Genomic DNA, 23,923 nt, shown 5'->3' on the forward strand with positions numbered 1-23,923 from the left:
TCAGCCCGGCACCCGCTCTCAAAAGGACCAAAACCATGGCCCCAAAAGTACTCGTCTCCGACAAGCTCTCGGAAACCGCTGTTCAAATCTTCCGCGATCGTGGCATCGACGTGGATTTCCAACCCGACCTAGGCAAGGACAAGGACAAACTCCTTGAAGTCATCGGCCAGTATGACGGCCTCGCCATCCGCTCGGCCACCAAGGTCACCGACAAGATCCTGGCCGCCGCCGACAATCTGAAAGTCGTCGGCCGCGCCGGTATCGGCACCGACAATGTCGACAAGGACGCCGCATCGAAAAAGGGTGTGATCGTGATGAACACGCCCTTCGGCAACACCATCACCACCGCCGAACATGCCATCGCGATGATGTTCGCCGTGGCGCGCCAGATCCCCGAAGCCTCCGCCTCCACCCATGCGGGCAAATGGGAGAAGTCGAAATTCATGGGGGTCGAACTGACCAACAAGACCCTCGGCGTCATAGGCGCGGGCAATATCGGCTCCATCGTCTGCGACCGCGCCCGTGGTCTGCGCATGAAGGTCATCGCCTATGATCCCTTCCTGAGCGAAGAAAAGGCCCAGAAAATGCAGGTGGAGAAAGTCGAACTCGAAGACCTGCTCAAACGCGCCGATTTCATCACGCTCCATGTGCCGCTGACCGACGCCACCCGCAACATCCTCTCCCGCGAGGCGCTGGAGAAAACCAAGAAAGGCGTGCGCATCATCAACTGCGCCCGTGGCGGTCTGGTGGACGAAGAAGCGCTGGCCGATCTGCTGAAATCCGGCCATGTCGCCGGTGCGGCTTTCGATGTGTTCAGCGTCGAACCGGCCACCGAAAACCCGCTTTTCGGTCTGCCCAACGTGGTCTGCACCCCTCACCTGGGCGCCGCGACGACCGAAGCACAGGAAAACGTCGCCCTGCAAGTGGCCGAGCAGATGTCGAACTACCTGCTGACAGGCGCGGTGGAAAACGCGCTCAACATGCCCTCTGTCACGGCGGAAGAAGCCAAGGTCATGGGCCCCTGGGTCAAGCTTGCGGGTCATCTGGGCAGCTTCATCGGCCAACTCACCGATGAGCCGATCAAGGCGATCAACATCCTTTACGACGGCACCGTCGCCGAAATGAACCTCGAAGCGCTCAATTGCGCGGCCATCGCGGGCATCATGAAGCGCGTGAACCCGGATGTGAACATGGTCTCCGCCCCGGTGATCGCCAAAGACAAGGGCATCAAGATCTCGACCACCAATCAGGACAAATCGGGTGCCTTCGACGGGTACATCAAGATGACGGTGGTGACGACGAAACGCGAACGCTCCATCGCGGGCACGGTGTTCTCGGACGGCAAGCCACGCTTCATCCAGATCAAGGGCATCAACATCGATGCCGAGATCGGCGCGCATATGCTTTACACGACGAACGAAGACGTGCCTGGCATCATCGGCCTTTTGGGGAACACCATGGGCAAGAACGGCGTCAATATCGCCAACTTTACCCTTGGCCGGAACGAAGTCGGCGGGGAGGCGATTGCCCTTCTCTATGTCGACAACGCCATTCCGCAGGACGTGCTGAAGACGCTGGAAGGCACCGGCATGTTCCGGCAGGTCGCGCCGCTGGAGTTCGACGTGGCTTAACTCGCTTCAAAACTGCCCCAGGCGCTGTGGAGATCACCCGGTGCCTGGGGCGCGGCATGCCGCCTGCTGCATTGCCGAAGACAGGCGCGCCAAAGCCTTTGCCAATCCTCCCCATCTGACAATCAACCCCATCCTCGCCTGATTTTTGATCAGGGCGGCTTCCTATTGCCTAATCCGCAGGCAGCACTATACCGCAATGCATTGGAAGGGGCCCGCGCGCTGGCGTATCGGTTCCTTCGGGACAACAAGGTGTTCGGCTGAACGAAACACCACCAACAGGAGGATGCTGCCCCATGTTTCATCGCGCTCTTGCTGTCGCCGCCGGGCTTTTCGCCGGAACGGTCGCCAGCGCTCAGACCGAAGTGCCCTTTGCGCTCGACTGGAAATTCGAAGGCCCCTCGGCCGCCTATTTCGCCGCCATCGACAACGGCCATTTCGCCGCCGAAGGCCTGTCAGTCACGATCGAGGCCGGATCCGGTTCTGTCCAGACGATCCCAAAGATCGCAACCGGCGCCTTCCCCATCGGCTTTGGCGATATCAACTCGGTCATCAAGTTTCTCGACCAGAACCCGGGCGCGCCTGTCACGGCCGTGATGATGGTCTATGACAAGCCGCCGTTCGCCATCGTCGGCCGCAAAAGCCAGGGTGTTTCCGAACCCAAGGATCTTGAAGGCAAGGTGCTTGGCGCACCGCCGCCTGATGGCGCATGGGCGCAATTCCCCGTCTTCGCCCGCGAAACCGGCATTGACCCTGACGCCGTGAAGATCGAACCGGTTGGCTTCCCCACCCGCGAACCGATGCTTGCCGAAGGCAATGTCGATGCGATCACCGGCTTTTCCTTCTCCTCCGTGGTCAACCTCAAGCGGCTTGGCGTGCCGGATGACGACATCTCGAACATCCTGATGGCTGACCATGGCTTGCAGCTTTATGGCAACGCAATCCTCGTGAATACCGATTGGGCCGCCGAAAACGGCGATACTGTGCGCGCCTTCCTGCGTGCGGTCGCGGCAGGCTGGCAGGACGTGATCAACGACCCCGCCGCCGGCATCACATCGCTGGTTGAACGTAACCCTGCCGCTGACAAGGCGCTGGAACAGGAACGCCTGCAAATGGCCATCGACCAGAACGTCCTGACCGATTACGTCAAGGCCAACGGAATGGGCGGCATTGACGCGGCCCGGATGGAAAACGCCATCTCGCAGCTGGGCGAAACCTATGATTTCCAGAACACGCCCGATGCGTCGCTTTACTTCACCGATACCTACCTTCCCGAAGGCGGCTTCACGCTGAACTAAAAGGACAAAGGCACGGGCTGGCCCACCGGCCCGCGCCACCGCTTTCCATGACAGACTGGCTCATCGACATTAAAGACGTCCATCACGCTTATGCGACGGACGCAGGGCCGCTTCCGGTCCTCAATGGCTTGAACGCCTCCGTCCCCGAGGGTGGCTTTGTCGCCGTCGTCGGCCCGTCTGGCTGCGGAAAATCGACCCTGACGCGCCTTATCGCCGGTCTGATGAAACCCGACACCGGAGAGGTCTGGCTGCACGGCGAACGCGTGAAATCCCCGCGTTCCACCGTCGGCATGGCCTTCCAGAACCCGGTCCTGCTGGAATGGCGCACGATCCTGAAGAACGTGATGCTCCCGCTTGAGATCGTGCCGACCAAGATGACAAAGGCGCAGCAGGAAGAGCGCGCGCGCCACCTCCTTGACCTCGTGGGCCTCAAGGGGTTCGAAGACAAACGCCCCTCAGAACTGTCCGGGGGCATGCGCCAGCGCGCCTCGCTCTGCCGTTCCCTCATTCACAAGCCCGAGGTTCTGATCCTCGATGAACCTTTCGGCGCGCTCGACGCCTTCACCCGCGAAGATCTCTGGCAGACGATGCACGCGCTCAAGGCCGAAGAACCCTTTACCGGCGTGCTGATCACCCATGACCTGCGCGAGGCGATCTTCCTTGCCGATCAGGTGGTGGTTCTGTCCGGCCGCCCCGCGCGCACCCAGTACGTGATGGATATCCCGCGCGACGGCGCGCCAAAGATCGACGATCTTTACACAGCCGAGGCCGCCGACCGCCTGAACATCCTGCGCCACCAGATCGAAATCGCGCAAGGCCGCGCCCCGGCCGAGGACACAGTGGCATGACACTCAAAAAGATCGCCGTGCCCTTGCTTGCCATGATCGTCTTCCTGATCCTGTGGGAGCTTCTGGTCTGGGCCAATGGCTGGCCAAACTACATCATGGCCTCCCCATCCGACCTGCCCGCGGCCTATGCCCGGTTCTGGGAGCTGTTCATCGTCATGGGCTGGCAAACCCTCTGGCGCACGGTCGTCGGGCTGCTGATCGCCATCGCCTTCGGTGTGGCTGTCGGCATGATCATGGGCTTCTCCCGCACCATGCGCGACGCGCTCTATCCGCTTCTGGTGGGGTTCAACGCCATTCCCAAGGCGACCGTGGTGCCCATCGTGGCGCTGCTCTTTGTGGGCGCGCATGACTTCAACACGATCCTGATCGCCTTCATGATCTCGTTCTTCCCCATTGCTGTCTCCGTCTCCATCGGCCTCTCGACGCTGGAACCCGAATACCGCGATATCCTGCGTTCGCTTGGCGCCAGCCAGGCCACCATCTTCTGGAAGATCGCCCTGCCAAAAACGCTGCCGGAATTCTTCGGCGCACTGAAAGTGTCGGTCACGCTGGCCTTCATCGGCACCAATCTGATGGAAATTGTCTCGCCCCACGGGCGCGGCCTTGGCGCGCTTTTCGACAGCGGCAAGACAAACTCCGACTACCCGCTGATGTTCGCCGTTCTCATCGCACTCGCCTTCCTGGGCATCGTCCTCTACTATGTGGTTGTCGCGCTGGAAAAGATCTTCGCAGGCTGGGCCGAACGTTAATCCAGGCGCTCCCTGCCGCTTCTGCCGGGCTACAGACAGTCAAGGACCCTCCCATGACCCGCCCCCTCTATGCCATCGGCGATATTCACGGCCAGCACGGCATGCTGGAAGACGCCCTCGCCCGGATCGAGGCAGATGGCGGCCCCGACGCGCCCGTGGTCTTCCTAGGCGATTATGTCGACCGTGGCCCCGACAGCCGCGCGGTGATCGATACGCTGATCAAAGGCCAGTCCCAGGGCCGCAACTGGACCTGCCTGAAGGGCAATCACGACCGCCTCTTCCAATGGTTCATGGAGGACACCCCCCGCCACGACCCCCACCTTCTGGTAGGCTTCCACTGGTTCCACGACCGGATCGGCGGCACCGAAACGTTGGCCTCCTACGGCATCACCTTCGATGATCAGACCCGACTTGCGGCGCTCCACGAAGAGGCAAAGGAAACCATCCCCCCCGCGCATGTCGCGTTCCTCAACAGCCTCCCGGTCCTGCACGAAGCCAACGAGCTTCTTTTCGTCCACGCAGGCATCCGCCCCGGCATCGCGATCAAGGACCAGACCGAAGAAGACCTCGTCTGGATCCGGCAGGAATTCCACAGCCACAAAGACCCGCACCCGAAACTGGTGGTCCACGGCCACACCCCGGTGAACGAGGCCACCCATTACGGCAACCGCATCAATCTCGACAGCGGCGCGGGCTATGGCAAACCGCTCAGCACGGCGGTATTCGAAGGCGCCGATTGCTGGCTCCTTACCGAAGCGGGCCGGCAACCACTCACCCCCTGACCCTGCTTCTTTCTGGCCCTAAATACCCCAAACCAACCAAAGCCGCCGGGCACGCCAGCCGGAAATCCGGGCCTACCGCCAGTCCAGCACCACCTTGCCGCTCTGGCCCGACCGCATCGCGGCAAAACCGGCCTCGAAATCCCGTGCTGCAAAACGGTGCGTGATGACGCCCGACACATCCAGCCCGTTCTGCAGCATCGCAATCATCTTGTACCAGGTCTCGAAAATCTCGCGGCCGTAGACACCCTTGATGGTGATCGCCTTGAATACAATTCGGCTCCAATCGACCGGAGATTTACCGGGCGGGATCCCCAACAAAGCAATCCGCCCGCCCATGACAAGGTTCTCCACCATCTGGTCCAATGCGGCCTGCGATCCCGACATCTCCAGCCCCACATCGAACCCTTCGGTCATCTTCAGCGCGCCTTCCACCTCGCGCAACTCCTGGGTCGCGACATTCACCGGCACCACGTCGGCCACTTTCGCGGCCAAATCCAGACGATCCTGATTGACGTCGGTGATCACCACATGCCGCGCCCCCACATGGCGGGCAACAGCCGCCGCCATGATCCCGATGGGCCCCGCGCCGGTGATCAGCACATCCTCCCCCACCAGATCGAAGGACAAAGCGGTATGCACCGCATTCCCCAACGGATCGAGGATCGCACCGATATCGTCGTCGATCTCATCGGGCAGCGGCACCACATTGAAGGCAGGCAGCTTCAGATATTCCGCAAAAGCCCCGTTCTCGTTCACCCCGATCCCCCGCGTCGCCGGGTCCAGATGAAACTTGCCCGCACGGCTCTGCCGGGATTTGCGGCCAATCAGATGGCCTTCGCCAGAACAGCGCTGCCCAATCTCCAGCCCTTCGACATTGCGGCCCATCTCCACGATCTCACCGGCAAATTCATGGCCGGTGATCAGCGGCACAGGCACCGTCTTCCGCGCCCAGTCATCCCAGTTCCAGATATGCACATCCGTCCCGCAGATGCCGGTCTTTTTGATGCGGATCAGCACATCATCGGGTCCGATCTCCGGCACAGGGGCGGTCTGCATCCACAAACCTTCCCGCGGTTCGGCCTTTACCAGACATTGCATTTCATTGGTCATCAGATCACTCCCACGGCTTTGCCCGCGCGCTCAAACGCACCCAGGGCTCGGTCCAATTCATCCCGCGTCAAAGCCGCGTTCATCTGCGTCCGGATCCGCGCCTGTCCGCGCGGCACCACGGGAAAGAAAAACCCGCTGACATAGACGCCTTCCTCAAACAGCCGTGCCGCCATGTCCTGCGCCAGTTGCGCCTCGCCCAGCATCACCGGAATGATCGGGTGTTCCCCTTGCAGCAGATCAAAGCCCAGCCGCTCCAACCCCGCGCGCCAATAGGCCGCGTTCTCGAACAACTGCGCGCGCAGGTCGTCGCCCTCTTCCACCAGCCGGATCGCCTCAATGCCAGCCGCGACAATCGCGGGCGGCAGAGAGTTGGAAAACAGGTATGGCCGCGCTCTCTGGCGAAGCAGATCAATCACCGGCTGAGGCCCTGCGATATAGCCGCCGATAGACCCACCCAGCGCCTTGCCCAGCGTACCGGTCAGAATGTCGGCCTTCACCCCCGCATGCGCAGGCGTCCCGCGCCCCTGCGGCCCCATGAATCCCGTCGCATGGCAATCATCCACCATAAGGATCGCGTCATAGCGATCCGCCAGCGCCCGGATCTCCCCCAGCTTGGCCAGATATCCGTCCATCGAAAACACCCCGTCCGTGGCGATCATCACATGCCGCGCCCCTGCGGCGCGCGCCGCTTTCAACTGCGCCTCAAGGTCGTCCATGTCGGAATTGGCGTACCGATACCGCTGCGCCTTGCACAGCCGGATGCCATCAATGATCGACGCATGGTTCAGCGCATCGGAAATCACCGCATCCTCGGGGCTCAGAAGCGGCTCGAACAAACCCCCATTCGCATCGAAACAGGCCGCAAACAGGATCGCGTCATCCATCCCCAAAAACCCGGCCAGCCGTTGCTCCAACGCCCGGTGCAGATCCTGCGTCCCGCAGATGAACCGGACCGAGGCCATGCCGAACCCGTGATCCTCCATCGCCGCTTTGGCGGCCGCGATCAGGTCGGGGTGATCGGCCAACCCAAGATAGTTGTTGGCGCACAGGTTGATCACCTGACGCCCGCCAACCGTGATCTCTCCCCCTTGCGGAGAGGTGATCAGCCGTTCGCGCTTCATCAGCCCTTCGGCCTCGATCTGTTTCAGAGTCTCGGTCACGTGGGTCAGAAAATCAGACATGGAGCGAATCCTTCATAGCTGAGGAAATTCTGCCATAACGGACGTCTTCCGAAAAGGCGGACATTCCGGTTTAGCGGAAATGTTCTCACTTACCGGAGGAATGCAATTGTACAAAACGGTCAAACCGGGGTCTGAACCTTGTATAAAACGCACAATTCGCAGGGTTTTCGCTCAGGCGTCCCGCACCACCAGGAACGCTCTTGCCGACCCGTTGACTGTCGAAATCCGGTGCGGAACATCCGCCGCGTATCGCGCCGTATCGCCGCTGCGCAGCACCTCTTCCGCCTCGCCCGAGACCAGCGCAATCTCTCCGTCGATTACCGTCAACTGCTCCCGCGCGCCCCGGCGATGGGGGGCGGACTCAAGAAAGCCACCCTCGGAAAAATGCAATTCGTAAAGCTCGTGAGCCCCAGCTTCTTCGGGCGGAGAAAGGATAAAGATCCGGCATCCCGCGCCACGTTTGTCGATGGTGGGCCGCTGGTCTGCACGGATGGTTTCGATCTGCTCCTGCGGGCTTGCGTCTTCCAAAAGCCCTGCAAAATCAACCTGTAAGGCCCGTGTCAGGTTCCAAAGCGTGGCAATCGTGGGGCTGCTTTCGCCGCGTTCGATCTGGCTGACCATCGACCGCGACACGCCCGACAGCTTCGCCACCGCGTCCAGCGAAAGACCCTGCGCGCGCCGCGCCTCTTTCAGCCGTGCGGGAAGTTGGCTCAGTACTGGATCAAGATCATCCGTCATACCGGATGTATCCTCCGGTTTTGCGCCACCCGTCAATCCCGCCTGCGACGCTGGGTCAGGGCTGACGCTGGCGAACAGGTGGCGCATACTCAGGCCAAGAATCGAGGGAAAGGAAGTTAACCCCATGAAAGATATCGTTCTTTTGGATGGTGCCCGCACCGCTATCGGCACTTTTGGCGGCGCTCTGTCGTCCACCGCACCGATTGATCTGGCGACCGTTGCGACCGAAGCCGCATTGGAACGCTCGGGCGTCGAACCGGGCCAAATCGGCCATGTGGTGTTCGGCCATGTGATCAACACCGAACCGCGCGACATGTACCTGTCCCGCGTCGCGGCGATGCAGGCGGGTATCCCCAATGGCACCCCAGCGATGAACGTGAACCGACTCTGCGGCTCAGGAGCGCAAGCCATTGTTTCTGCTGTGCAATCCCTGGCCATGGGCGATGCGGATTTCGCCGTTGCAGGCGGGGCCGAGGCCATGTCGCGCAGCCCCTTCATCATCCCGTCCCAACGCTGGGGACAGAAGATGGGCGACGTCAAAACGCTCGACATGATGCTGGGCGCGCTGAACTGCCCCTTCGGCACCGGCCACATGGGCGTCACGGCCGAGAATGTCGCCAAGGAACATCAGATCACCCGCGAAGATCAGGACGGCTTTGCCCTGACCTCCCAACAGCGCGCGGCCGCCGCCATCGAGGCAGGCTATTTCGATAGCCAGATCGCGCCCGTTGATGTGATGGTCAAACGCGAAAAAGTCTCCTTCACCCGCGACGAACACCCCAAGGCCACCACCGCCGAAGCGCTGGCCGGTCTGCGCCCCGTCTTCCAGAAGGACGGTACCGTAACTGCCGGAAATGCCAGCGGAATCAACGATGGCGCGGCCGCGATGGTGCTGGCCACAGCCGACGCGGCCGAGGCTGCCGGCCTCAAGCCCAAGGCCCGTATTCTGGGCTATGCTCATGCGGGTGTGCGCCCTGAGGTGATGGGCATCGGCCCGATCCCGGCGGTGCAGAACCTGATGAAGAAAACCGGTCTGTCGGTGGAAGATTTCGACGTGATCGAATCGAACGAGGCCTTCGCCGCGCAGGCCTTGGCCGTGAACAAGGAACTGGGTCTGGACGCTGCCAAGGTGAACCCCAATGGCGGCGCGATTGCGCTGGGCCACCCGGTGGGTGCGACAGGGGCCATCATCACCATCAAGGCGCTTTACGAGCTTGAGCGCACCGGCGGCACCAAAGGTCTGATCACCATGTGTATCGGTGGCGGACAGGGCATCGCACTGGCCATCGAGCGGCTCTGATTTCCGATTGAGGGAGTGGGGGCCAGCCCCCACACCCCCGCCGGTATTTGTAAAGAGAAGAAGGGCTTAGGGCTGCTCAGCCTCTAGCCGTTCCGCGCGTTTGGCCAGCTTGGCGGCCAGGTTCATTCCCACGCCTGGCCGCGACCAGGGGCAGACCGCGATGCAGATGCCGCAGCCGTGGGTCTGGTTGAAAAACGGGATGCATTTGTCGAAATCGACATACCACTTGGTTTCGCCCCGCACGGTTTTCTTTTCGGGAAATAGCGCTTCGGGCGGGCAGGCATCCTCGCAGATCCGACAGTTCTGACAGAAATCGTCGATGCCGAAATCGCGCGGCGGGGTAGGGGCGAAAGGGGCGTCGGTCAGCACCGCGGACAGGCGGAAGGACGCGCCGAATTCGGGGTTGATAATGGACCCGTGCTTGCCCAGCTCACCGAACCCGCAGGCCAGTGCAGGCGGGATCAGAGTGATCGTTCCGGTCAACGGGCCTGTCACGGCCTCGGCCGCCCAACCTTTTTCGTGCAGCCATCCGGTGATCTTTTTCGCCGCCGCCCCGGCGCGGGTGTATTGCATCAGCACTTCCATGCCGGCGGCATCTTCGGGGGCAGTCTTGATGTTGTCGTAATCATGCTGCACGCCCACCACGACGACACGTGACTGCGACACTTCCTGCCCGGCATAGGCCCAGTCGGAGTTCATTTCCGCCACGCCCACCATCTCGCAATCACCTGCCGCGACGAACTGATCCAGAAGGGCGGTCCACTCCACGGGACTGTGATCGGCGGCAACAGGGGCGACAGGGGGCAGGGGCGCTTCGTTGATCTGGCGGCGGCGTTCGCGCGCCTCGCCGAATTCCGGCACGCCGCTGGAGCGCATATAGAAATAATCCTGCATCTTCCCATGCGGGATCTTCGACGTGTCGGTGGCCCAATAGACCACGTCGGGGCGGCGGAACTCGGTCTCTCCCAAGCCGTTGATGTCGTTGCCGCTGACCTTTGGCACAAGGCGCATCTGGTCGGGGTCCGGAGTGAAAGGGCGATATGGGTTTTCGCGTGCCATAGCCCGCAGAGTACCACAGATCGCCGATCAGAGAAGTGCGTCTATGGCGATCACGCCGCTGGCCCCCAGAAGCAGGCCGATCACGCCGATCAGCATGTAGCGCCAGAAACGCTTTTTCTCGGGAGGGCTGTCAGTTTGGCTTTGCCGGATCAGCGCCGCTTCCACGAGGCCGGGCAGACGCGGGCCGAACCGGGCAACAACCTGAAGCGTATTCGTCAGGTCGCGCAGGATCGCTTTCGGTCCGATAGAGCCCTTGATGTAATCCTCGACCACCGGCTTGGCGACTTCCCACATATTCACATGGGGGTTCAGCGACCGCGCCACACCTTCGACCACGACCATGGTGCGTTGCAGCAAGATCAGCTCGGTCCGGGTTTCCATGCCAAAGCGTTCGGTTACCTCGAAGAGATAGGCCAGCACGCGGCCCATGGAGATCTGCGTGGCGTCCATGCCAAAGATCGGCTCCCCCACGGCGCGCAGGGCGCGGGCGAATTCATCGACGTCCCGGTCGGCTGGGACATATCCGGCCTCGAAATGCACCTCGGCCACGCGTTTGTAATCACGGCGGATGAAGCCATAGAGGATCTCGGCATAGACCCGGCGGGTGTATTCGTCGATATGGCCCATGATCCCGAAATCATAGGCGATGATATCCCCGTTTGCCGCGACCTTCAGGTTGCCCTGATGCATGTCGGCGTGGAAATACCCGTCGCGCAGCGCGTGCTGCAGGAACAGGCGCAGCACCCGTTCACCGATCTCGCGCCGGTCATGGCCGGCGGCGTCCAGAGCCTCGTTGTCGCCCATATTGACGCCGTCGGCCCAGGTCATGGTCATCACCCGGCGGCTTGAGAAGTTCCACAGAATGCGCGGCAGTTTGAACCCTGCGTCGCCTTCGGTATTGGCCGCGAATTCCGACGCCGCGGCGCTTTCCAGTCTCAGATCCAGCTCGCCTTGCACGACCCCGTCGAAATGGGCGATCACATCCTTGGGCCGCAAACGGCGGGAGAAGGGCGCGAAAAACTCGATCATCGCGGCGGCGAAATAGAAGGCGTCGATATCCTTCTGGAAGGCCCTTTCGATCCCGGGGCGCAGCACCTTCACGGCCAGCGCTTCGCCCGTGTCTTTCATCCGCGCCTTGTGCACCTGCGCGATGGAAGCAGCGGCGATCGGTTCACTGAATTCATCAAAGGTCTGATCGACGGGCAGGCCAAGCTCGGACTCGACCACCTTTTTCGCATCGGCGATAGCAAAGGCGGGCAGCTTGTCCTGCAGGACGCGCAATTGCTGGGCCATCTCGTCGCCCACCACGTCCGGTCTTGTCGAAAGGATCTGGCCGAATTTGATATAGGCAGGCCCCAACGCCGTGATCGCGCGGGTGACCGGCGGCATGGTCGGGTCGCCCTTGTAGCCCAGCCACTGGAACGGAAAGCCCAGAAGGCGGGCCATGAAGCGCACGGATTTCGGTGCGTCGAAAGCATCCAGCACGACGCCCATGGCCCCGGTGCGTTCCAGCGTGGCACCCGTGCGGACCAGCCGCCATATGTTGTGAGGGCCGCGCATGGCTCAGATCTTCCACCCCGAATGCAGCGCGGCGATGCCCATGGACAGGTTGCGGTATTTGGCGTTCTCGAACCCGGCGTCCTGGATCATGCGCAGGAAGGTTTCCTGATCCGGGAATTTGCGGATGGATTCGACGAGGTATTGGTAGCTGTCCCGGTCATTCGCGATCAGCTGGCCCATACGCGGGATCACGTTGAAGGAATAGAGATCATACAGCTTTTGCAGCCCGTCATTGGGCAGCTGGCTGAACTCCAGCACCATCAGGCGACCACCGGGTTTCAGGACTCGGTACGCTTCCGTCAGCGCATCCTGGGGCCGGGTGACATTCCGGATGCCAAAGCTGATCGTGTAGACATCAAAGGTGTTATCCTCGAACGGCAAGGCCATTGCGTCGCCGACGATCCAGTCCAGGCTGTCGGCCATGTGTTCTGCCTCGGCCCGTTTGCGGCCTTCGATCAGCATGGGTTCGGTCAGATCCAGCACAGTGGCGTGACCATGACCCGCGCGTTTCAAGAACCGAAACGAGATATCGCCGGTACCGCCCGCCACATCCAGCAGCTTCTGACCCGGGCGCGGGGCCAGCCAATCCATCATCGCGTCTTTCCAGACGCGGTGGATACCCACGCTCATCACGTCATTCATGATGTCGTATTTCGACGCGACCGAATTGAACACGCCCCTCACGCGCCCGGCCTTTTCGCCCTCGGGCACGGTTTCGAACCCGAAATGGGTGGTTTTGTTGCTGTCGTCGGTCATGGGGTCTTGCAAGCCTTTGGTTTCGCCCTTGTTATAGGGCGCTGCCCATCTCGCACAATGCGCCCAATTGAACAAGGATGTCACATGCCCGAACTGCCCGAGGTTGAAACCGTCCGCCGTGGACTTTCGCCCGTGATGGAAGGGCAAGTGATTACCAAGGCGGATGTGAACCGCCCGGACTTGCGCTGGCCCTTTCCCGACCGGATGGCCGAGAGGCTGACTGGGCAAAGGGTGGAGCGCCTGCGGCGGCGGTCAAAGTACATTCTGGCTGATCTCAGCTCGGGCGAGACGCTGCTCGTGCATCTGGGGATGTCGGGGCGCATGCTGGTCTCGGGTGATCCGCTTGGCGTCTTCGTCCATGACCATCCCGCACCTGAAAAACATGACCATGTCGTCTTTCACATGGAAAACGGTGCACGCATCACCTTCAATGATCCGCGTCGCTTTGGCGCGATGGATCTGATGGAAACCGCCACCGCCGAAAGCCACAAGCTGCTTTCGGTTCTTGGGCCTGAACCCCTGGGCAATGATTTCCACGAAACACATCTGATTAATGCGTTCCGGGGCAAGATGACGCCTGTGAAGGCCGCGCTGCTGGATCAGAAAATCGTCGCGGGTTTGGGCAATATCTATGTCTGCGAGGCATTGTTTCGCGCCGGGATATCACCGCGCCGCAAGGCAGGCCGCATTGCAAAACCCCGTGTCGCGGCGCTTGTTCCGATCATCCGCCAGGTCTTGCGCGATGCTATCGAGGCGGGTGGATCATCCCTGCGCGATTTCCGCCAAGCCGATGGAGAACTTGGATATTTTCAACATTCCTTCGACGTCTATGGCCGCGAAGGCGAACCCTGCCGCAGCCCCGGTTGCACCGGTACTGTGGGCCGAATCGTACAATCCGGACGCTCATCCTTCTTCTGCGCGCAATGCCAAAGATAACTTGAACCGCGCTTTTTGCAGGCTTAATGACTCGGTCTTGAACGCAAACTAAGGAAAGAACCACTCATGGCCTATGAGACGATCATCGTCGAAGTAGAAGACCACGTTTGCCTGATAAAACTGAACCGCCCCGATGCATTGAATGCGCTGAACCAGCATTTGCTGGGTGAGCTTTGCACGGCGCTGGAAGAGGCGGACAGCAACGACAAGGTCCGGTGCATCGTGATCACCGGGAACGAAAAAGCCTTCGCCGCAGGCGCTGACATCAAGGAAATGTCCGAGATGTCCTATGTCGAGGTGTTCAACCGCAACCTGTTTGGCGAACCGTCGCAGCGTCTGATGAGCATCCGCAAGCCGATCATCGCGGCTGTTGCGGGCTATGCGCTGGGCGGCGGGTGCGAATTGGCGATGGCCTGCGATTTCATCATTGCAGCCGATACCGCCAAATTCGGCCAGCCAGAGATTAACCTGGGTGTGATCCCGGGCATGGGTGGCTCTCAACGGTTGACGCTGGCCGTGGGCAAGGCCAAGGCGATGGACATGAACCTGACCGGCCGCTTCATGCCGGCGGAAGAGGCCGAGCGTGCGGGCCTCGTCTCCCGCGTTGTGCCGGCCAAGAAGCTGATGGAAGAGGCGATGGGCGCGGCTCAGAAAATCGCCGAGAAATCGCTGATCGCTTCGCTGACGGTGAAAGATGCGGTAAACCGCGCGTTCGAGCTGCCCCTGACCGAAGGGCTGAATTACGAACGCAAAGTGTTCCACGCGCTCTTTGCCACGGAAGATCAGAAGGAAGGCATGAACGCCTTCATGGAAAAGCGCACCGCGCAGTTCCGCGACAAGTAAAGCAAGAAAACGTGATGAAAGCGGGGTCTTTGCGGCCCCGTTTTTTTTTGGCACCGGCTGGACCAAGTAATCTTGCGAACCAGCAATTTCTTCTGACTGCGGGTTCCCGACCCGCGCCACTTCATTGACCCAACTCATCACCCGGCTTAGGCTGCGATCAGCCTTTCCATGTGCGGCTAGGGATCTGTTGCGTCGTCAAAGAGGACCAAGCGCCGTTATGAGCCGGTGGCAGACACCCGAGGATTAAAAGACCAGAGGGGGTGGACAGGGCGTGATGAAACACGTCTGTAACCATCTCGGAGCCAAATATGTCGATCACTGGTCTTGCCCTCGTCCTTGCGGCGGCTGTGTGCCACGCCACCTGGAATTTCTATGTCAAACGGATCAACGGCGGGCCCGAGCTGATCTGGTTGTTTTCCGTCGTGGCGGTTCTTCTCTATCTGCCGCTGGCGGTTTGGATCGTCGTCACCCAGAAGCCCGATTTCAGTTTCTGGCCGATGGTTTTCATTATCGGCACCATCGTTTTGCATCTGGGATATTTCCTGCTCTTGCAAACTGGCTACCGCCACGGGGATCTGTCGCTGGTCTATCCCGTGGCGCGATCAACGGGGCCGCTCTTGTCGACCGGCTTCGCGGTGTTGTTTCTGGGTGAGGTGATCACCCTGCAGATGGCCGCCGGGGCGTTGTTGATCATCTTCGGGGTGCTGATGCTGACCGGTGGCATCCGCTTTGGGGCGCGCCAGATCGGCGCGTCGCTGGCCTTTGGTCTGGGCGCGGGGCTCTTTATCGGCAGCTACACCGCGTGGGACACTTATGCGGTATCGGTGCTCTTGGTGCCGCCCTTGCTGTTGGACTATGCCTCCAACCTCGGGCGCGTGGTGGTCCTTGCCCCGATCGCTTTGAAACGGCGCAGCCTTGTCGTGCAGCATTGGACACATCACCGGACCGGCGTGCTGATTATCGCGGTGCTCAGCCCTCTGGCCTACATCCTTGTTCTCTATGCGTTGACCTTTACCCCGGTCGCTTTCGTCGCGCCGACGCGTGAGGTCAGCGTGCTGTTGACGGTGCTGGCAGGCAGCCTTCTTCTGGGAGAAGGACAACTGCGCCAGCGCCTGGGTTGGGCCGTTGTGATCTTCGCGGGGATGAGCATCTTGGTCACAGCCTGACCCATCGAGGGGCAGAAACGGCTTGCAAGCTGGCGATTCTTGGCTATACCGCCCCGTCATACATGCGCGTGCAGCCCGCTTTGGCTAGAACCGGTGAGAGGATCCCCTGGATCTGGTCGGCGTGTTGCATGCAGAGAGACATTCAGACGACCCCAGAGAAAGGGACCACAACATGGCAAATTCGCCCCAGTCCAAAAAGCGCGCCCGTCAGAACGAAAAGCGCTTTGCGGTTAACAAAGCTCGCCGTTCGCGCATCCGGACATTCCTTCGCAAGGTGGAAGAAGCGATCGCATCTGGTGACAAAGATGCCGCAGTTGCCGCACTTCGCGCCGCCCAGCCCGAGCTGATGCGCGGTGTCACAAAGGGTGTGTTTCACAAAAACACCGCTTCCCGCAAAATGTCGCGGCTGAGCGCGCGGGTCAAAGCACTGGGCTGATCCCGGCCACTTTCCGGACATTTTCTTTATGAATCAAAGGCGCTGCTGAACGCGGCGCCTTTTGTCGTTTCAGGGCCTGGAAAAAGGGCAGAGATTCTTTTTCGAAAAACGCTGAGTCAAGCGCAGAGTTTCGTTGCCGCTCGCCTGCCCGACTTGGTACCTATAGTCAGCGATTGATTCATTCGCTTGGGGGGACAGGCCGCGTCTCGGAAGCCAATAAATTATCCTGGTTTCAGTGACGCGTGCGTTGGACAGGTGGTACGGCGTACTGCTTTTCAACTAGATGCCTTGGTCGGTCTGCGCCGGCTGTTGGCCCTGTCATGACATATCCGTGTGACGGACACGACCAGTCTATGGGACGACTGGCTCTGTCATCACCTTCTATCCGTTTCGGATAGAACTTCATCTGTCAAGGATGAGGACGGGTGTCCTTTGCGTGTCGAATCGACTGGTCCACTGGGGGGCCGGGATGCGCAAATAACAGGCCGATAGGCCAAAGAAACGGGATGCGTGAGGCACGAATGACACAAGAAAAATGGGGACAACTCAGACAAAAACTGCTCAAAACCGTAGGGCAGAATAACTATAAATCCTGGATCGAGCCGCTGGAGTTTTCCGGACTGGAAGGGGGGGTCGCATCCTTTGATGTACCGACAAATTTCCTGGGCAATTATGTCAGCCGCAACTTTGCAGATCTGATTCTCTATGAACTGAATAACGCGGGTGAACGTGTGCAGCGTCTGGAGTTCCAGGTGTCCGCCAATTCGACCGACATGCCGTCCAAAACGGATGGGGAGCCCGATGCGACGGCCGAGCTTGCGCCCGCTTCCGCCCGTGTAGAACTTGCCGCAAAAACCTCCGAAGCTTTTCAGACCGCCCCGCTGGACAACCGTTTTACCTTTGACACCTTTGTTGTGGGCAAACCAAACGAACTGGCCCATGCCGCCGCGCGCCGCGTGTCCGAAGGCGGGCCTGTCACCTTCAACCCGCTCTTTCTTTATGGCGGCGTCGGCCTGGGTAAAACCCACCTGATGCATGCCATCGCCTGGGAACTGCGCGCCCGTCAGCCCGAGCTGAACGTGCTGTATCTTTCCGCCGAACAGTTCATGTACCGCTTCGTGCAGGCCCTGCGCGAACGCAAGATGATGGATTTCAAGCACCTCTTCCGGTCGGTCGATGTGCTGATGGTGGATGACGTGCAGTTCATTGCGGGCAAGGACAGCACGCAGGAAGAATTCTTCCATACCTTCAACGCGCTGGTGGATCAGAACAAGCAGATCATCATCTCGGCCGACCGTGCGCCGGGAGAGATCAAGCAGCTCGAAGACCGTATCCGCTCGCGCCTGCAATGCGGTCTGGTCGTTGACCTGCACCCGACCGATTACGAACTGCGCCTTGGGGTGCTGCAGTCGAAGGTTGAACAATATCGCGGCGCCTATCCGGGGCTTGAGATCGCCGATGGTGTTCTGGAATTCCTCGCGCAGCGGATCTCGACCAATGTGCGGGTGCTGGAAGGTGCGCTGACGCGGCTGTTCGCTTTTGCCTCTCTGGTCGGGCGACAGATCGACATGGAGCTGACGCAGGACTGCTTGTCGGATGTGTTGCGCGCGTCTGAACGCAAGATCACAGTCGAAGAGATCCAGCGGCAGGTCGCCGATTATTACAACATCCGGATGAGCGATATCATCGGACCGAAGCGGCTGCGCACCTATGCGCGCCCGCGTCAGGTCGCGATGTATCTGGCCAAGCAGCTGACCTCGCGGTCGCTGCCGGAAATCGGGCGTCGGTTTGGTGGTCGTGACCATACCACCGTCATGCACGGGGTCCGCCGGATTGAAGAGCTGAAGTCAACGGACGGTCAGATCGCCGAAGACGTGGAAATGCTGCGCCGGGTGCTGGAGGCGTAGGGCGGGACGTGTCCCGCCACCCTTCCCCATAATCAGCGCGCTTGGCGGGACACATCCCGCCCTCCGGCTGTGCTTTGCCCGCCACGCCTGAACGCAACGCAAGGCGCGCGCTTGACCGTTTCGCCATTCCAGCGGACAAACCGGGTACAAGACACGAAAAACGCTTGTGCTGCGGTGGCAAAACAGTAATTTGCCTGTCCCGGCGCTTGGATCATGGGAATGGCAGATGAAACTCAGTATTGAACGCGCGGCACTTCTGAAAGCGGTGTCTCAGGCCCAATCCGTGGTGGAACGGCGCAACACTATTCCGATCCTCGCCAATGTCCTGATCGAAGCCGACGGGGACACGGTGCAATTCCGCGCCACTGATCTGGATATCGAAGTGGTGGACAAGGCCCCGGCCAAGGTGGAACGGGCGGGTGCAACGACAGTCGCCGCCACGACCCTGCATGAGATCGTGCGCAAACTGCCCGATGGCGCGCTGGTCACCCTGACTGCTGACAGCGCCTCGGGCCGGCTGACGGTTGAGGCGGGGCGGTCGAACTTCTCTCTCGCGACGCTGCCTAAGGAAGATTTCCCGGTCATGGCGTCCTCGGAATACGCCTCGAATTTCTCGGCCCCCGCGCCGATGCTGCGGCGGCTCTTCGACAAGTCGAAGTTTGCCATCTCCACCGAAGAGACGCGGTATTACCTGAACGGTGTCTACATGCATGTGTCCGATGCCGATGGCGGCAAGGTGCTGCGCTGCGTGGCCACTGACGGCCACCGCCTGGCGCGCATCGATGCGGACCTGCCCGAAGGGGCCGCTGACATGCCGGGTGTGATCGTACCACGCAAGACCGTGGGTGAGCTGCGCAAGCTGCTGGATGATGACGAGATGAAGATCGCCGTCTCGGTCTCGGAAACCAAGATCCGCTTTGCGACACCGGATATCACGCTGACCTCGAAGGTCATTGACGGCACCTTCCCCGATTACACCCGCGTGATCCCGCAAAACAACACGCGCCGCCTTGAGGTGGATGCGTCGGAATTCGCCCAGGCCGTGGACCGGGTTGCGACGGTCAGCTCGGAACGGTCGCGCGCGGTCAAGCTGCAGCTGTCGGAAGACAAGCTGGTCCTGTCGGTGAACGCCCCCGACAGCGGCGCGGCCGAAGAGGAACTGGCCGTGGCCTATGGCGACGAGACGCTGGATATCGGCTTCAACGCGAAATACCTGCTTGAGATCGCCAGCCAGGTGGATCGCGAGAACGCAGTGTTCCTGTTCAACTCCGCCGGCGACCCCACGCTGATGCGCGAAGGCAATGACACCAGCGCTGTTTATGTCGTCATGCCGATGCGCGTGTAAATCGCGCTGACGCGCGATGCCTCCGGCGGAGGTATTTTGGGCCAGAAAGAAGCAGGGGCAGTTATGCTTGCCTTAACGCAGCTCACCCTGTCGCATTTCAGATCGCACAAACTGGCGCGGATCGCCGTGGACGAGCGCCCCGTAGCGATCTTTGGGCCCAATGGCGCGGGAAAGACCAATATCCTGGAAGCGGTGTCGCTGTTCTCCCCCGGCCGTGGACTGCGCCGGGCCAGCGCCGAGGAGATGACCCGCCGTCCCGAGGCGCTGGGCTGGAAGCTGAAGGGGCAGCTGACCTCTCTGGGGCAGGTGCACGAGGTTGAGACCTGGTCCGAGGGCGGCGCGGCGCGTCAGGTGCGGATTGATGAAAAGGCGGCCTCTCAGGTGGCTTTGGGCCGCATCGCGCGGGTGCTGTGGCTGATCCCGGCGATGGATCGGCTTTGGATCGAAGGGACCGAGGGGCGCAGGCGGTTTCTGGACCGCATGACGCTGAGCTTCTTTCCCGACCATGCCGACGCGTCCCTGACCTATGAAAAGGCGATGCGCGAGCGTAACCGCCTGCTGAAGGACCAGGTGCGCGATGCCCATTGGTATGCCGCATTGGAACGCCAGATGGCTGAGGCGGGCCACCGCATTCACACCGCCCGCGTGGCGGCGCTGGCGCAGCTGACCGCGGCACAGGACAGTGCTGAAACCGCTTTCCCCACCGCCACGCTGGAGCTTCAGCAAAGCGAAGGCGAGATGCCGGAAAGCGAAGATAACCTGCGCGAGGCGCTTGCCGAGAGCCGGTCACGTGACATCGCCGCCGGGCGGACGCTGGTCGGGCCGCACCGCACCGATCTGTATGGCGTCTACGCCGCGAAGGGCGTGCCTGCGCGGGATTGTTCGACCGGGGAACAGAAGGCGCTTCTGGTGTCCCTTATCCTGGCCAATGCCCGCGCGCTGGCACAGGACTTCGGCGCCCCGCCGCTGTTGCTTCTGGACGAGGTCTCGGCCCATCTGGATGCAGGCCGCCGGGCCGCGCTTTATGACGAGATTTGCGCCCTTGGCGCGCAGGCCTGGATGACCGGAACCGGGCCGGAACTGTTCGAAGAACTGGGCGATCGCGCGCAGTATCTGGAGGTGACGGAAACCGACGGCATCAGTCACGTGACAGGGCCATGACGATTTCAGCCTTTGACCTGTTTCTCTATTCCGGTGCGCTTCTGATCCTGTTCCTGACGCCCGGGCCGGTCTGGCTGGCTCTGATGGCCCGGTCGGTCAGCGGCGGGTTCAATGCGGCCTGGCCCCTGGCGCTGGGCGTGTCTGTTGGTGACGTTATCTGGCCGCTTTTGGCCATTCTGGGCCTGAGTTGGATCGTGACCGAAATCGCGGGTTTCATGACTTTGCTGAAATGGGTTGCCTGCGCGGTGTTCCTGTTCATGGGCTGGCAGGTGATCCGCAGCGCGGACAAGGCCATCAGCAGCGACAGCCGTCTGACGCGGCCCGGCATGTGGGCCGGGTTTGCCGCCGGCGTCGTGGCGATCCTGGGCAACCCCAAGGCGATCCTGTTCTACATGGGCGTGTTGCCGGGCTTTTTCGATCTGCGTGCGGTCACCAGGACCGACGTCGCGGTGATCGTGGCGCTGTCGGTCGTCGTGCCCCTGATCGGGAACCTGACATTTGCCCTGTTCATTGACCGGATGCGCCGGTTTGTGACCTCTCCCACGGCGCTGAGGCGGACCAATCTGACGGCCGGTTGGGCGCTGGTTCTGGTCGGCTTGGTCATCCCCTTCACCTGACACAAAATCTGGGGCAAATGCGTGACAATCCCCCCCAGAATTCGTATATTCAACAAAACGAATAAAGGATTTCGCGGATGTCAGACGCGGCACAGACGCCGGAAGAGTATGGCGCTGATTCCATCAAGGTTCTCAAAGGCTTAGAGGCAGTCAGAAAACGCCCCGGCATGTATATCGGGGATACCGATGACGGGTCGGGCCTGCACCACATGGTCTATGAGGTTGTCGATAACGGCATTGACGAGGCTTTGGCCGGTCACGCCGACTATGTGCATGTGAAAATTCACGCCGATTCCAGCGTCTCGGTCAGTGATAATGGCCGCGGCATCCCCGTGGGTATTCACGAGGAAGAGGGCGTCAGTGCAGCCGAGGTGATCATGACTCAGCTGCATGCCGGCGGGAAGTTCGACTCGAACTCCTACAAGGTGTCGGGCGGTCTGCACGGTGTGGGCGTGTCAGTGGTGAACGCGCTATCGGTCTGGCTGGAGCTGCGGATCTGGCGCGACGGCAAGGAGCATGTCGCGCGGTTCGAACATGGCGAAACGGTCAAGCATCTTGAGGTTGTGGGTGATGCCGATGGAAAGACCGGAACGGAAGTGCGGTTCCTGGCCTCTACCGACACCTTCTCGAACCTCGACTATTCCTTCGAAACGCTTGAGCGCCGCCTGCGTGAACTGGCTTTCCTGAATTCTGGTGTCCGCATCATTCTGGAAGATGAACGCCCGGCCGAGTTGTTGAAGACCGAACTTTTCTATGAAGGTGGCGTGAAGGAATTCGTCAAATACCTCGATCGGCACAAATCCTCGGTCATGCCTGAACCGATCTTTGTCACCGGTGAGCGCGACGATATCGGTATCGAAGCGGCTTTGTGGTGGAACGACAGCTATCACGAAAACGTTCTGCCCTTCACCAACAACATCCCCCAACGCGACGGCGGCACGCACCTGGCCGGGTTCCGGGGCGCGCTAACGCGGACGATCCAGAAATATGCGCAGGACAGCGGGATCGCGAAAAAGGAAAAGGTGAACTTTACGGGCGATGACGCGCGCGAGGGGCTGACCTGTGTGCTGTCGGTCAAGGTGCCCGATCCGAAGTTCAGCAGTCAGACCAAGGACAAGCTTGTGTCTTCAGAAGTCCGTCCGGCGGTCGAGGGGTTGCTGGGCGAAAAGCTTTCGGAGTGGTTCGAAGAGAACCCGAACGAGGCCCGCCAGATCGTCGGCAAGATCATCGAGGCGGCACTTGCCCGCGAAGCGGCCCGAAAGGCGCGTGAACTGACCCGGCGCAAGACGGCTATGGATGTGAATTACCTGGCTGGAAAGCTGAAGGACTGCGCCGAAAAAGACCCGGCGAAGTCCGAATTGTTCCTGGTTGAGGGTGACAGCGCCGGCGGTTCGGCCCAGACAGGTCGCGACCGGCGCACGCAGGCCATCCTGCCCCTGCGCGGCAAGATCCTGAACGTGGAACGCGCGCGGTTTGACCGGATGCTTTCGTCTCAGGAGATCGGCAACCTGGTTATGGCGCTGGGTACTGGCATCGGCCGCGATGAATTCGACATCTCGAAGCTGCGCTACCACAAGATCGTCATCATGACCGATGCTGACGTGGACGGCGCGCATATCCGGACGCTCTTGCTGACGTTCTTCTACCGCCAGATGCCCGAGCTGATCGAAGGCGGGTATCTCTACATCGCGCAGCCGCCGCTCTACAAAGTCGCGCGTGGCAAGTCCGAGGTGTATCTGAAAGACCAGGCGGCTTTGGATGATTACCTGATCGGTCAGGGCACCGATGGTGCCGTTCTGCGCCTTGGTTCGGGCGAGGAAATCACCAGCCAGGATCTGGTTCGTATCGTGGAAGAGGCGCGCCAGCTGAAACGCGTGCTTGACGCCTTCCCCACCCATTATCCGCGTCACATTCTGGAGCAGGCCGCGATTGCCGGTGCCTTTGTGCCGGGCGCCGTGGATGCCGACTTGCAGGGCGTGGCCGACAAGGTGGCCGCCCGTCTTGACTTGATCGCCGAGGAATATGAACGCGGCTGGCAAGGCCGGATCACCCAGGACATGGGCATCCGTCTGTCCCGCATCCTACGCGGAGTGGAAGAGTTGCGCACCCTTGACGGCCCAATGCTGCGTTCGGGCGAAGCGCGCAAGACGGGCAGCTTCACCGAAAGCCTGCAAGAGGTTTACGGCACCGCCGCCACGCTGCACCGCAAGGACCGCAGCCAGGTGATCTATGGACCCTTGGGCCTTCTGGCCGCCATCCTGGAAGAGGGCGAAAAGGGCCTTTCGCTCCAGCGCTACAAGGGTCTGGGCGAAATGAACCCCGACCAGCTGTGGGAAACCACGCTGGACCCGGACGCACGAACCCTGCTGCAAGTGCGGGTGGAGGATATGGCCGAAGCCGATGACCTTTTCACCAAGCTGATGGGCGATGTGGTCGAACCCCGCCGCGAGTTCATCCAGCAAAACGCGCTGAGCGTGGAAAACCTGGATTTCTGATCTAACCG

At 61.0% G+C, this 23,923-nt stretch carries 21 protein-coding genes; 15 read left to right on the forward strand and 6 right to left on the reverse strand.

Features of this window, described 5'->3' with window-relative positions:
- The first annotated feature begins 35 nt into the window (after window positions 1-35).
- The 5 genes from serA to TR61_RS11465 all read left to right on the forward strand — a co-directional run bounded on the left by serA (window position 36) and on the right by TR61_RS11465 (window position 5,305).
- Window positions 36-1,631, forward strand: coding sequence for a phosphoglycerate dehydrogenase (gene serA, locus TR61_RS11445; protein ID WP_050930127.1), 1,596 nt, complete (start codon window positions 36-38; stop codon window positions 1,629-1,631).
- Window positions 1,632-1,924: 293 nt separating this feature from the next.
- Window positions 1,925-2,926 (forward strand): ABC transporter substrate-binding protein, encoded by a 1,002-nt coding sequence (locus TR61_RS11450; RefSeq protein WP_050930128.1) that lies wholly within the window; start codon window positions 1,925-1,927, stop codon window positions 2,924-2,926.
- 47 nt (window positions 2,927-2,973) lie between these two features.
- A complete protein-coding gene (locus TR61_RS11455; RefSeq protein WP_050930129.1) occupies window positions 2,974-3,774 on the forward strand; it encodes an ABC transporter ATP-binding protein in 801 nt (266 codons plus the stop codon).
- Window positions 3,771-4,523 carry an ABC transporter permease gene (locus tag TR61_RS11460; RefSeq protein ID WP_050930130.1) on the forward strand — a complete coding sequence of 251 codons (753 nt, stop codon included), beginning with the start codon at window positions 3,771-3,773 and terminating at the stop codon, window positions 4,521-4,523. Before TR61_RS11455 ends, TR61_RS11460 begins: the two co-directional genes overlap by 4 nt.
- 53 nt (window positions 4,524-4,576) lie before the next feature.
- Window positions 4,577-5,305: a metallophosphoesterase family protein gene (locus tag TR61_RS11465; protein WP_050930131.1), complete on the forward strand. Its 729-nt coding sequence runs from the start codon at window positions 4,577-4,579 to the stop codon at window positions 5,303-5,305.
- Window positions 5,306-5,377: 72 nt separating this feature from the next.
- On the opposite strand, the gene tdh is transcribed toward TR61_RS11465, so the two are convergent.
- From tdh to TR61_RS11480, 3 genes are all read right to left on the reverse strand, one after another.
- On the reverse strand, window positions 5,378-6,415 hold the full coding sequence (gene tdh, locus TR61_RS11470) for an L-threonine 3-dehydrogenase (protein ID WP_050930133.1): 1,038 nt from the start codon (window positions 6,413-6,415) through the stop codon (window positions 5,378-5,380).
- Entirely contained in the window at window positions 6,415-7,596 is a 1,182-nt protein-coding gene (locus TR61_RS11475; RefSeq protein ID WP_050930135.1) for a glycine C-acetyltransferase, read from the reverse strand. Before TR61_RS11475 ends, tdh begins: the two co-directional genes overlap by 1 nt.
- Before the next feature lie 171 nt (window positions 7,597-7,767).
- Window positions 7,768-8,334, reverse strand: a complete 567-nt coding sequence (locus TR61_RS11480; RefSeq protein ID WP_050930137.1) for a helix-turn-helix domain-containing protein — start codon at window positions 8,332-8,334, stop codon at window positions 7,768-7,770.
- A gap of 124 nt (window positions 8,335-8,458) precedes the next feature.
- Here TR61_RS11480 and TR61_RS11485 point away from each other — a divergent pair, with 124 nt between their 5' ends.
- Window positions 8,459-9,634, forward strand: coding sequence for an acetyl-CoA C-acyltransferase family protein (locus TR61_RS11485; RefSeq protein ID WP_050930140.1), 1,176 nt, complete (start codon window positions 8,459-8,461; stop codon window positions 9,632-9,634).
- Between the two features lie 66 nt (window positions 9,635-9,700).
- Here the strand turns inward: TR61_RS11485 and TR61_RS11490 are convergent, their stop codons facing one another.
- The 3 genes from TR61_RS11490 to ubiE are packed head-to-tail and all read right to left on the reverse strand — an operon-like array spanning window position 9,701 to window position 13,009.
- Window positions 9,701-10,693 carry a 4Fe-4S dicluster domain-containing protein gene (locus TR61_RS11490; RefSeq protein WP_050930142.1) on the reverse strand — a complete coding sequence of 331 codons (993 nt, stop codon included), beginning with the start codon at window positions 10,691-10,693 and terminating at the stop codon, window positions 9,701-9,703.
- 27 nt (window positions 10,694-10,720) lie between these two features.
- On the reverse strand, window positions 10,721-12,253 hold the full coding sequence (gene ubiB, locus TR61_RS11495) for a 2-polyprenylphenol 6-hydroxylase (protein WP_050930144.1): 1,533 nt from the start codon (window positions 12,251-12,253) through the stop codon (window positions 10,721-10,723).
- Between the two features lie 3 nt (window positions 12,254-12,256).
- On the reverse strand, window positions 12,257-13,009 hold the full coding sequence (gene ubiE, locus TR61_RS11500; protein WP_050930145.1) for a bifunctional demethylmenaquinone methyltransferase/2-methoxy-6-polyprenyl-1,4-benzoquinol methylase UbiE: 753 nt from the start codon (window positions 13,007-13,009) through the stop codon (window positions 12,257-12,259).
- 84 nt (window positions 13,010-13,093) lie between these two features.
- Here ubiE and mutM point away from each other — a divergent pair, with 84 nt between their 5' ends.
- The 9 genes from mutM to gyrB all read left to right on the forward strand — a co-directional run bounded on the left by mutM (window position 13,094) and on the right by gyrB (window position 23,915).
- Entirely contained in the window at window positions 13,094-13,945 is an 852-nt protein-coding gene (gene mutM / locus TR61_RS11505; protein WP_050930147.1) for a bifunctional DNA-formamidopyrimidine glycosylase/DNA-(apurinic or apyrimidinic site) lyase, read from the forward strand.
- 66 nt (window positions 13,946-14,011) lie between these two features.
- Window positions 14,012-14,788 (forward strand): enoyl-CoA hydratase, encoded by a 777-nt coding sequence (locus TR61_RS11510; protein WP_050930150.1) that lies wholly within the window; start codon window positions 14,012-14,014, stop codon window positions 14,786-14,788.
- A gap of 308 nt (window positions 14,789-15,096) precedes the next feature.
- Window positions 15,097-15,954, forward strand: a complete 858-nt coding sequence (locus TR61_RS11515) for a DMT family transporter (protein WP_050930152.1) — start codon at window positions 15,097-15,099, stop codon at window positions 15,952-15,954.
- A 172-nt stretch (window positions 15,955-16,126) separates the two neighbouring features.
- Window positions 16,127-16,390, forward strand: coding sequence for a 30S ribosomal protein S20 (gene rpsT, locus TR61_RS11520; protein WP_050930154.1), 264 nt, complete (start codon window positions 16,127-16,129; stop codon window positions 16,388-16,390).
- 521 nt (window positions 16,391-16,911) lie between these two features.
- Window positions 16,912-18,297 carry a chromosomal replication initiator protein DnaA gene (gene dnaA, locus TR61_RS11525; protein ID WP_050930156.1) on the forward strand — a complete coding sequence of 462 codons (1,386 nt, stop codon included), beginning with the start codon at window positions 16,912-16,914 and terminating at the stop codon, window positions 18,295-18,297.
- Between the two features lie 226 nt (window positions 18,298-18,523).
- On the forward strand, window positions 18,524-19,642 hold the full coding sequence (gene dnaN, locus TR61_RS11530; RefSeq protein WP_050930187.1) for a DNA polymerase III subunit beta: 1,119 nt from the start codon (window positions 18,524-18,526) through the stop codon (window positions 19,640-19,642).
- Window positions 19,643-19,705: 63 nt separating this feature from the next.
- On the forward strand, window positions 19,706-20,803 hold the full coding sequence (gene recF / locus TR61_RS11535; protein WP_050930158.1) for a DNA replication/repair protein RecF: 1,098 nt from the start codon (window positions 19,706-19,708) through the stop codon (window positions 20,801-20,803).
- Entirely contained in the window at window positions 20,800-21,420 is a 621-nt protein-coding gene (locus TR61_RS11540; RefSeq protein ID WP_050930160.1) for a LysE family translocator, read from the forward strand. Before recF ends, TR61_RS11540 begins: the two co-directional genes overlap by 4 nt.
- Window positions 21,421-21,497: 77 nt before the next feature.
- Entirely contained in the window at window positions 21,498-23,915 is a 2,418-nt protein-coding gene (gene gyrB / locus TR61_RS11545) for a DNA topoisomerase (ATP-hydrolyzing) subunit B (protein ID WP_050930162.1), read from the forward strand.
- Window positions 23,916-23,923 lie beyond the last annotated feature (8 nt).

This window comes from Aestuariivita boseongensis, assembly GCF_001262635.1.
GTDB classification, from domain to species: Bacteria; Pseudomonadota; Alphaproteobacteria; order Rhodobacterales; family Rhodobacteraceae; genus Aestuariivita; species Aestuariivita boseongensis.

What these genes read in the sequence shown, in the direction of transcription:
- TR61_RS11465 (WP_050930131.1), top strand. Translation starts at nt 4,577, where the DNA reads ATGACCCGCCCCCTCTATGCCATCGGCGATATTCACGGCCAGCACGGC.
- tdh (WP_050930133.1), bottom strand. Translation starts at nt 6,415, where the DNA reads ATGACCAATGAAATGCAATGTCTGGTAAAGGCCGAACCGCGGGAAGGT.
- dnaN (WP_050930187.1), top strand. Translation starts at nt 18,524, where the DNA reads ATGAAACTCAGTATTGAACGCGCGGCACTTCTGAAAGCGGTGTCTCAG.
- serA (WP_050930127.1), top strand. Translation starts at nt 36, where the DNA reads ATGGCCCCAAAAGTACTCGTCTCCGACAAGCTCTCGGAAACCGCTGTT.
- gyrB (WP_050930162.1), top strand. Translation starts at nt 21,498, where the DNA reads ATGTCAGACGCGGCACAGACGCCGGAAGAGTATGGCGCTGATTCCATC.
- TR61_RS11540 (WP_050930160.1), top strand. Translation starts at nt 20,800, where the DNA reads ATGACGATTTCAGCCTTTGACCTGTTTCTCTATTCCGGTGCGCTTCTG.
- mutM (WP_050930147.1), top strand. Translation starts at nt 13,094, where the DNA reads ATGCCCGAACTGCCCGAGGTTGAAACCGTCCGCCGTGGACTTTCGCCC.
- ubiE (WP_050930145.1), bottom strand. Translation starts at nt 13,009, where the DNA reads ATGACCGACGACAGCAACAAAACCACCCATTTCGGGTTCGAAACCGTG.
- TR61_RS11475 (WP_050930135.1), bottom strand. Translation starts at nt 7,596, where the DNA reads ATGTCTGATTTTCTGACCCACGTGACCGAGACTCTGAAACAGATCGAG.
- rpsT (WP_050930154.1), top strand. Translation starts at nt 16,127, where the DNA reads ATGGCAAATTCGCCCCAGTCCAAAAAGCGCGCCCGTCAGAACGAAAAG.
- recF (WP_050930158.1), top strand. Translation starts at nt 19,706, where the DNA reads ATGCTTGCCTTAACGCAGCTCACCCTGTCGCATTTCAGATCGCACAAA.
- TR61_RS11455 (WP_050930129.1), top strand. Translation starts at nt 2,974, where the DNA reads ATGACAGACTGGCTCATCGACATTAAAGACGTCCATCACGCTTATGCG.
- dnaA (WP_050930156.1), top strand. Translation starts at nt 16,912, where the DNA reads ATGACACAAGAAAAATGGGGACAACTCAGACAAAAACTGCTCAAAACC.
- TR61_RS11510 (WP_050930150.1), top strand. Translation starts at nt 14,012, where the DNA reads ATGGCCTATGAGACGATCATCGTCGAAGTAGAAGACCACGTTTGCCTG.
- TR61_RS11460 (WP_050930130.1), top strand. Translation starts at nt 3,771, where the DNA reads ATGACACTCAAAAAGATCGCCGTGCCCTTGCTTGCCATGATCGTCTTC.
- TR61_RS11485 (WP_050930140.1), top strand. Translation starts at nt 8,459, where the DNA reads ATGAAAGATATCGTTCTTTTGGATGGTGCCCGCACCGCTATCGGCACT.
- TR61_RS11490 (WP_050930142.1), bottom strand. Translation starts at nt 10,693, where the DNA reads ATGGCACGCGAAAACCCATATCGCCCTTTCACTCCGGACCCCGACCAG.
- TR61_RS11515 (WP_050930152.1), top strand. Translation starts at nt 15,097, where the DNA reads ATGTCGATCACTGGTCTTGCCCTCGTCCTTGCGGCGGCTGTGTGCCAC.
- ubiB (WP_050930144.1), bottom strand. Translation starts at nt 12,253, where the DNA reads ATGCGCGGCCCTCACAACATATGGCGGCTGGTCCGCACGGGTGCCACG.
- TR61_RS11450 (WP_050930128.1), top strand. Translation starts at nt 1,925, where the DNA reads ATGTTTCATCGCGCTCTTGCTGTCGCCGCCGGGCTTTTCGCCGGAACG.
- TR61_RS11480 (WP_050930137.1), bottom strand. Translation starts at nt 8,334, where the DNA reads ATGACGGATGATCTTGATCCAGTACTGAGCCAACTTCCCGCACGGCTG.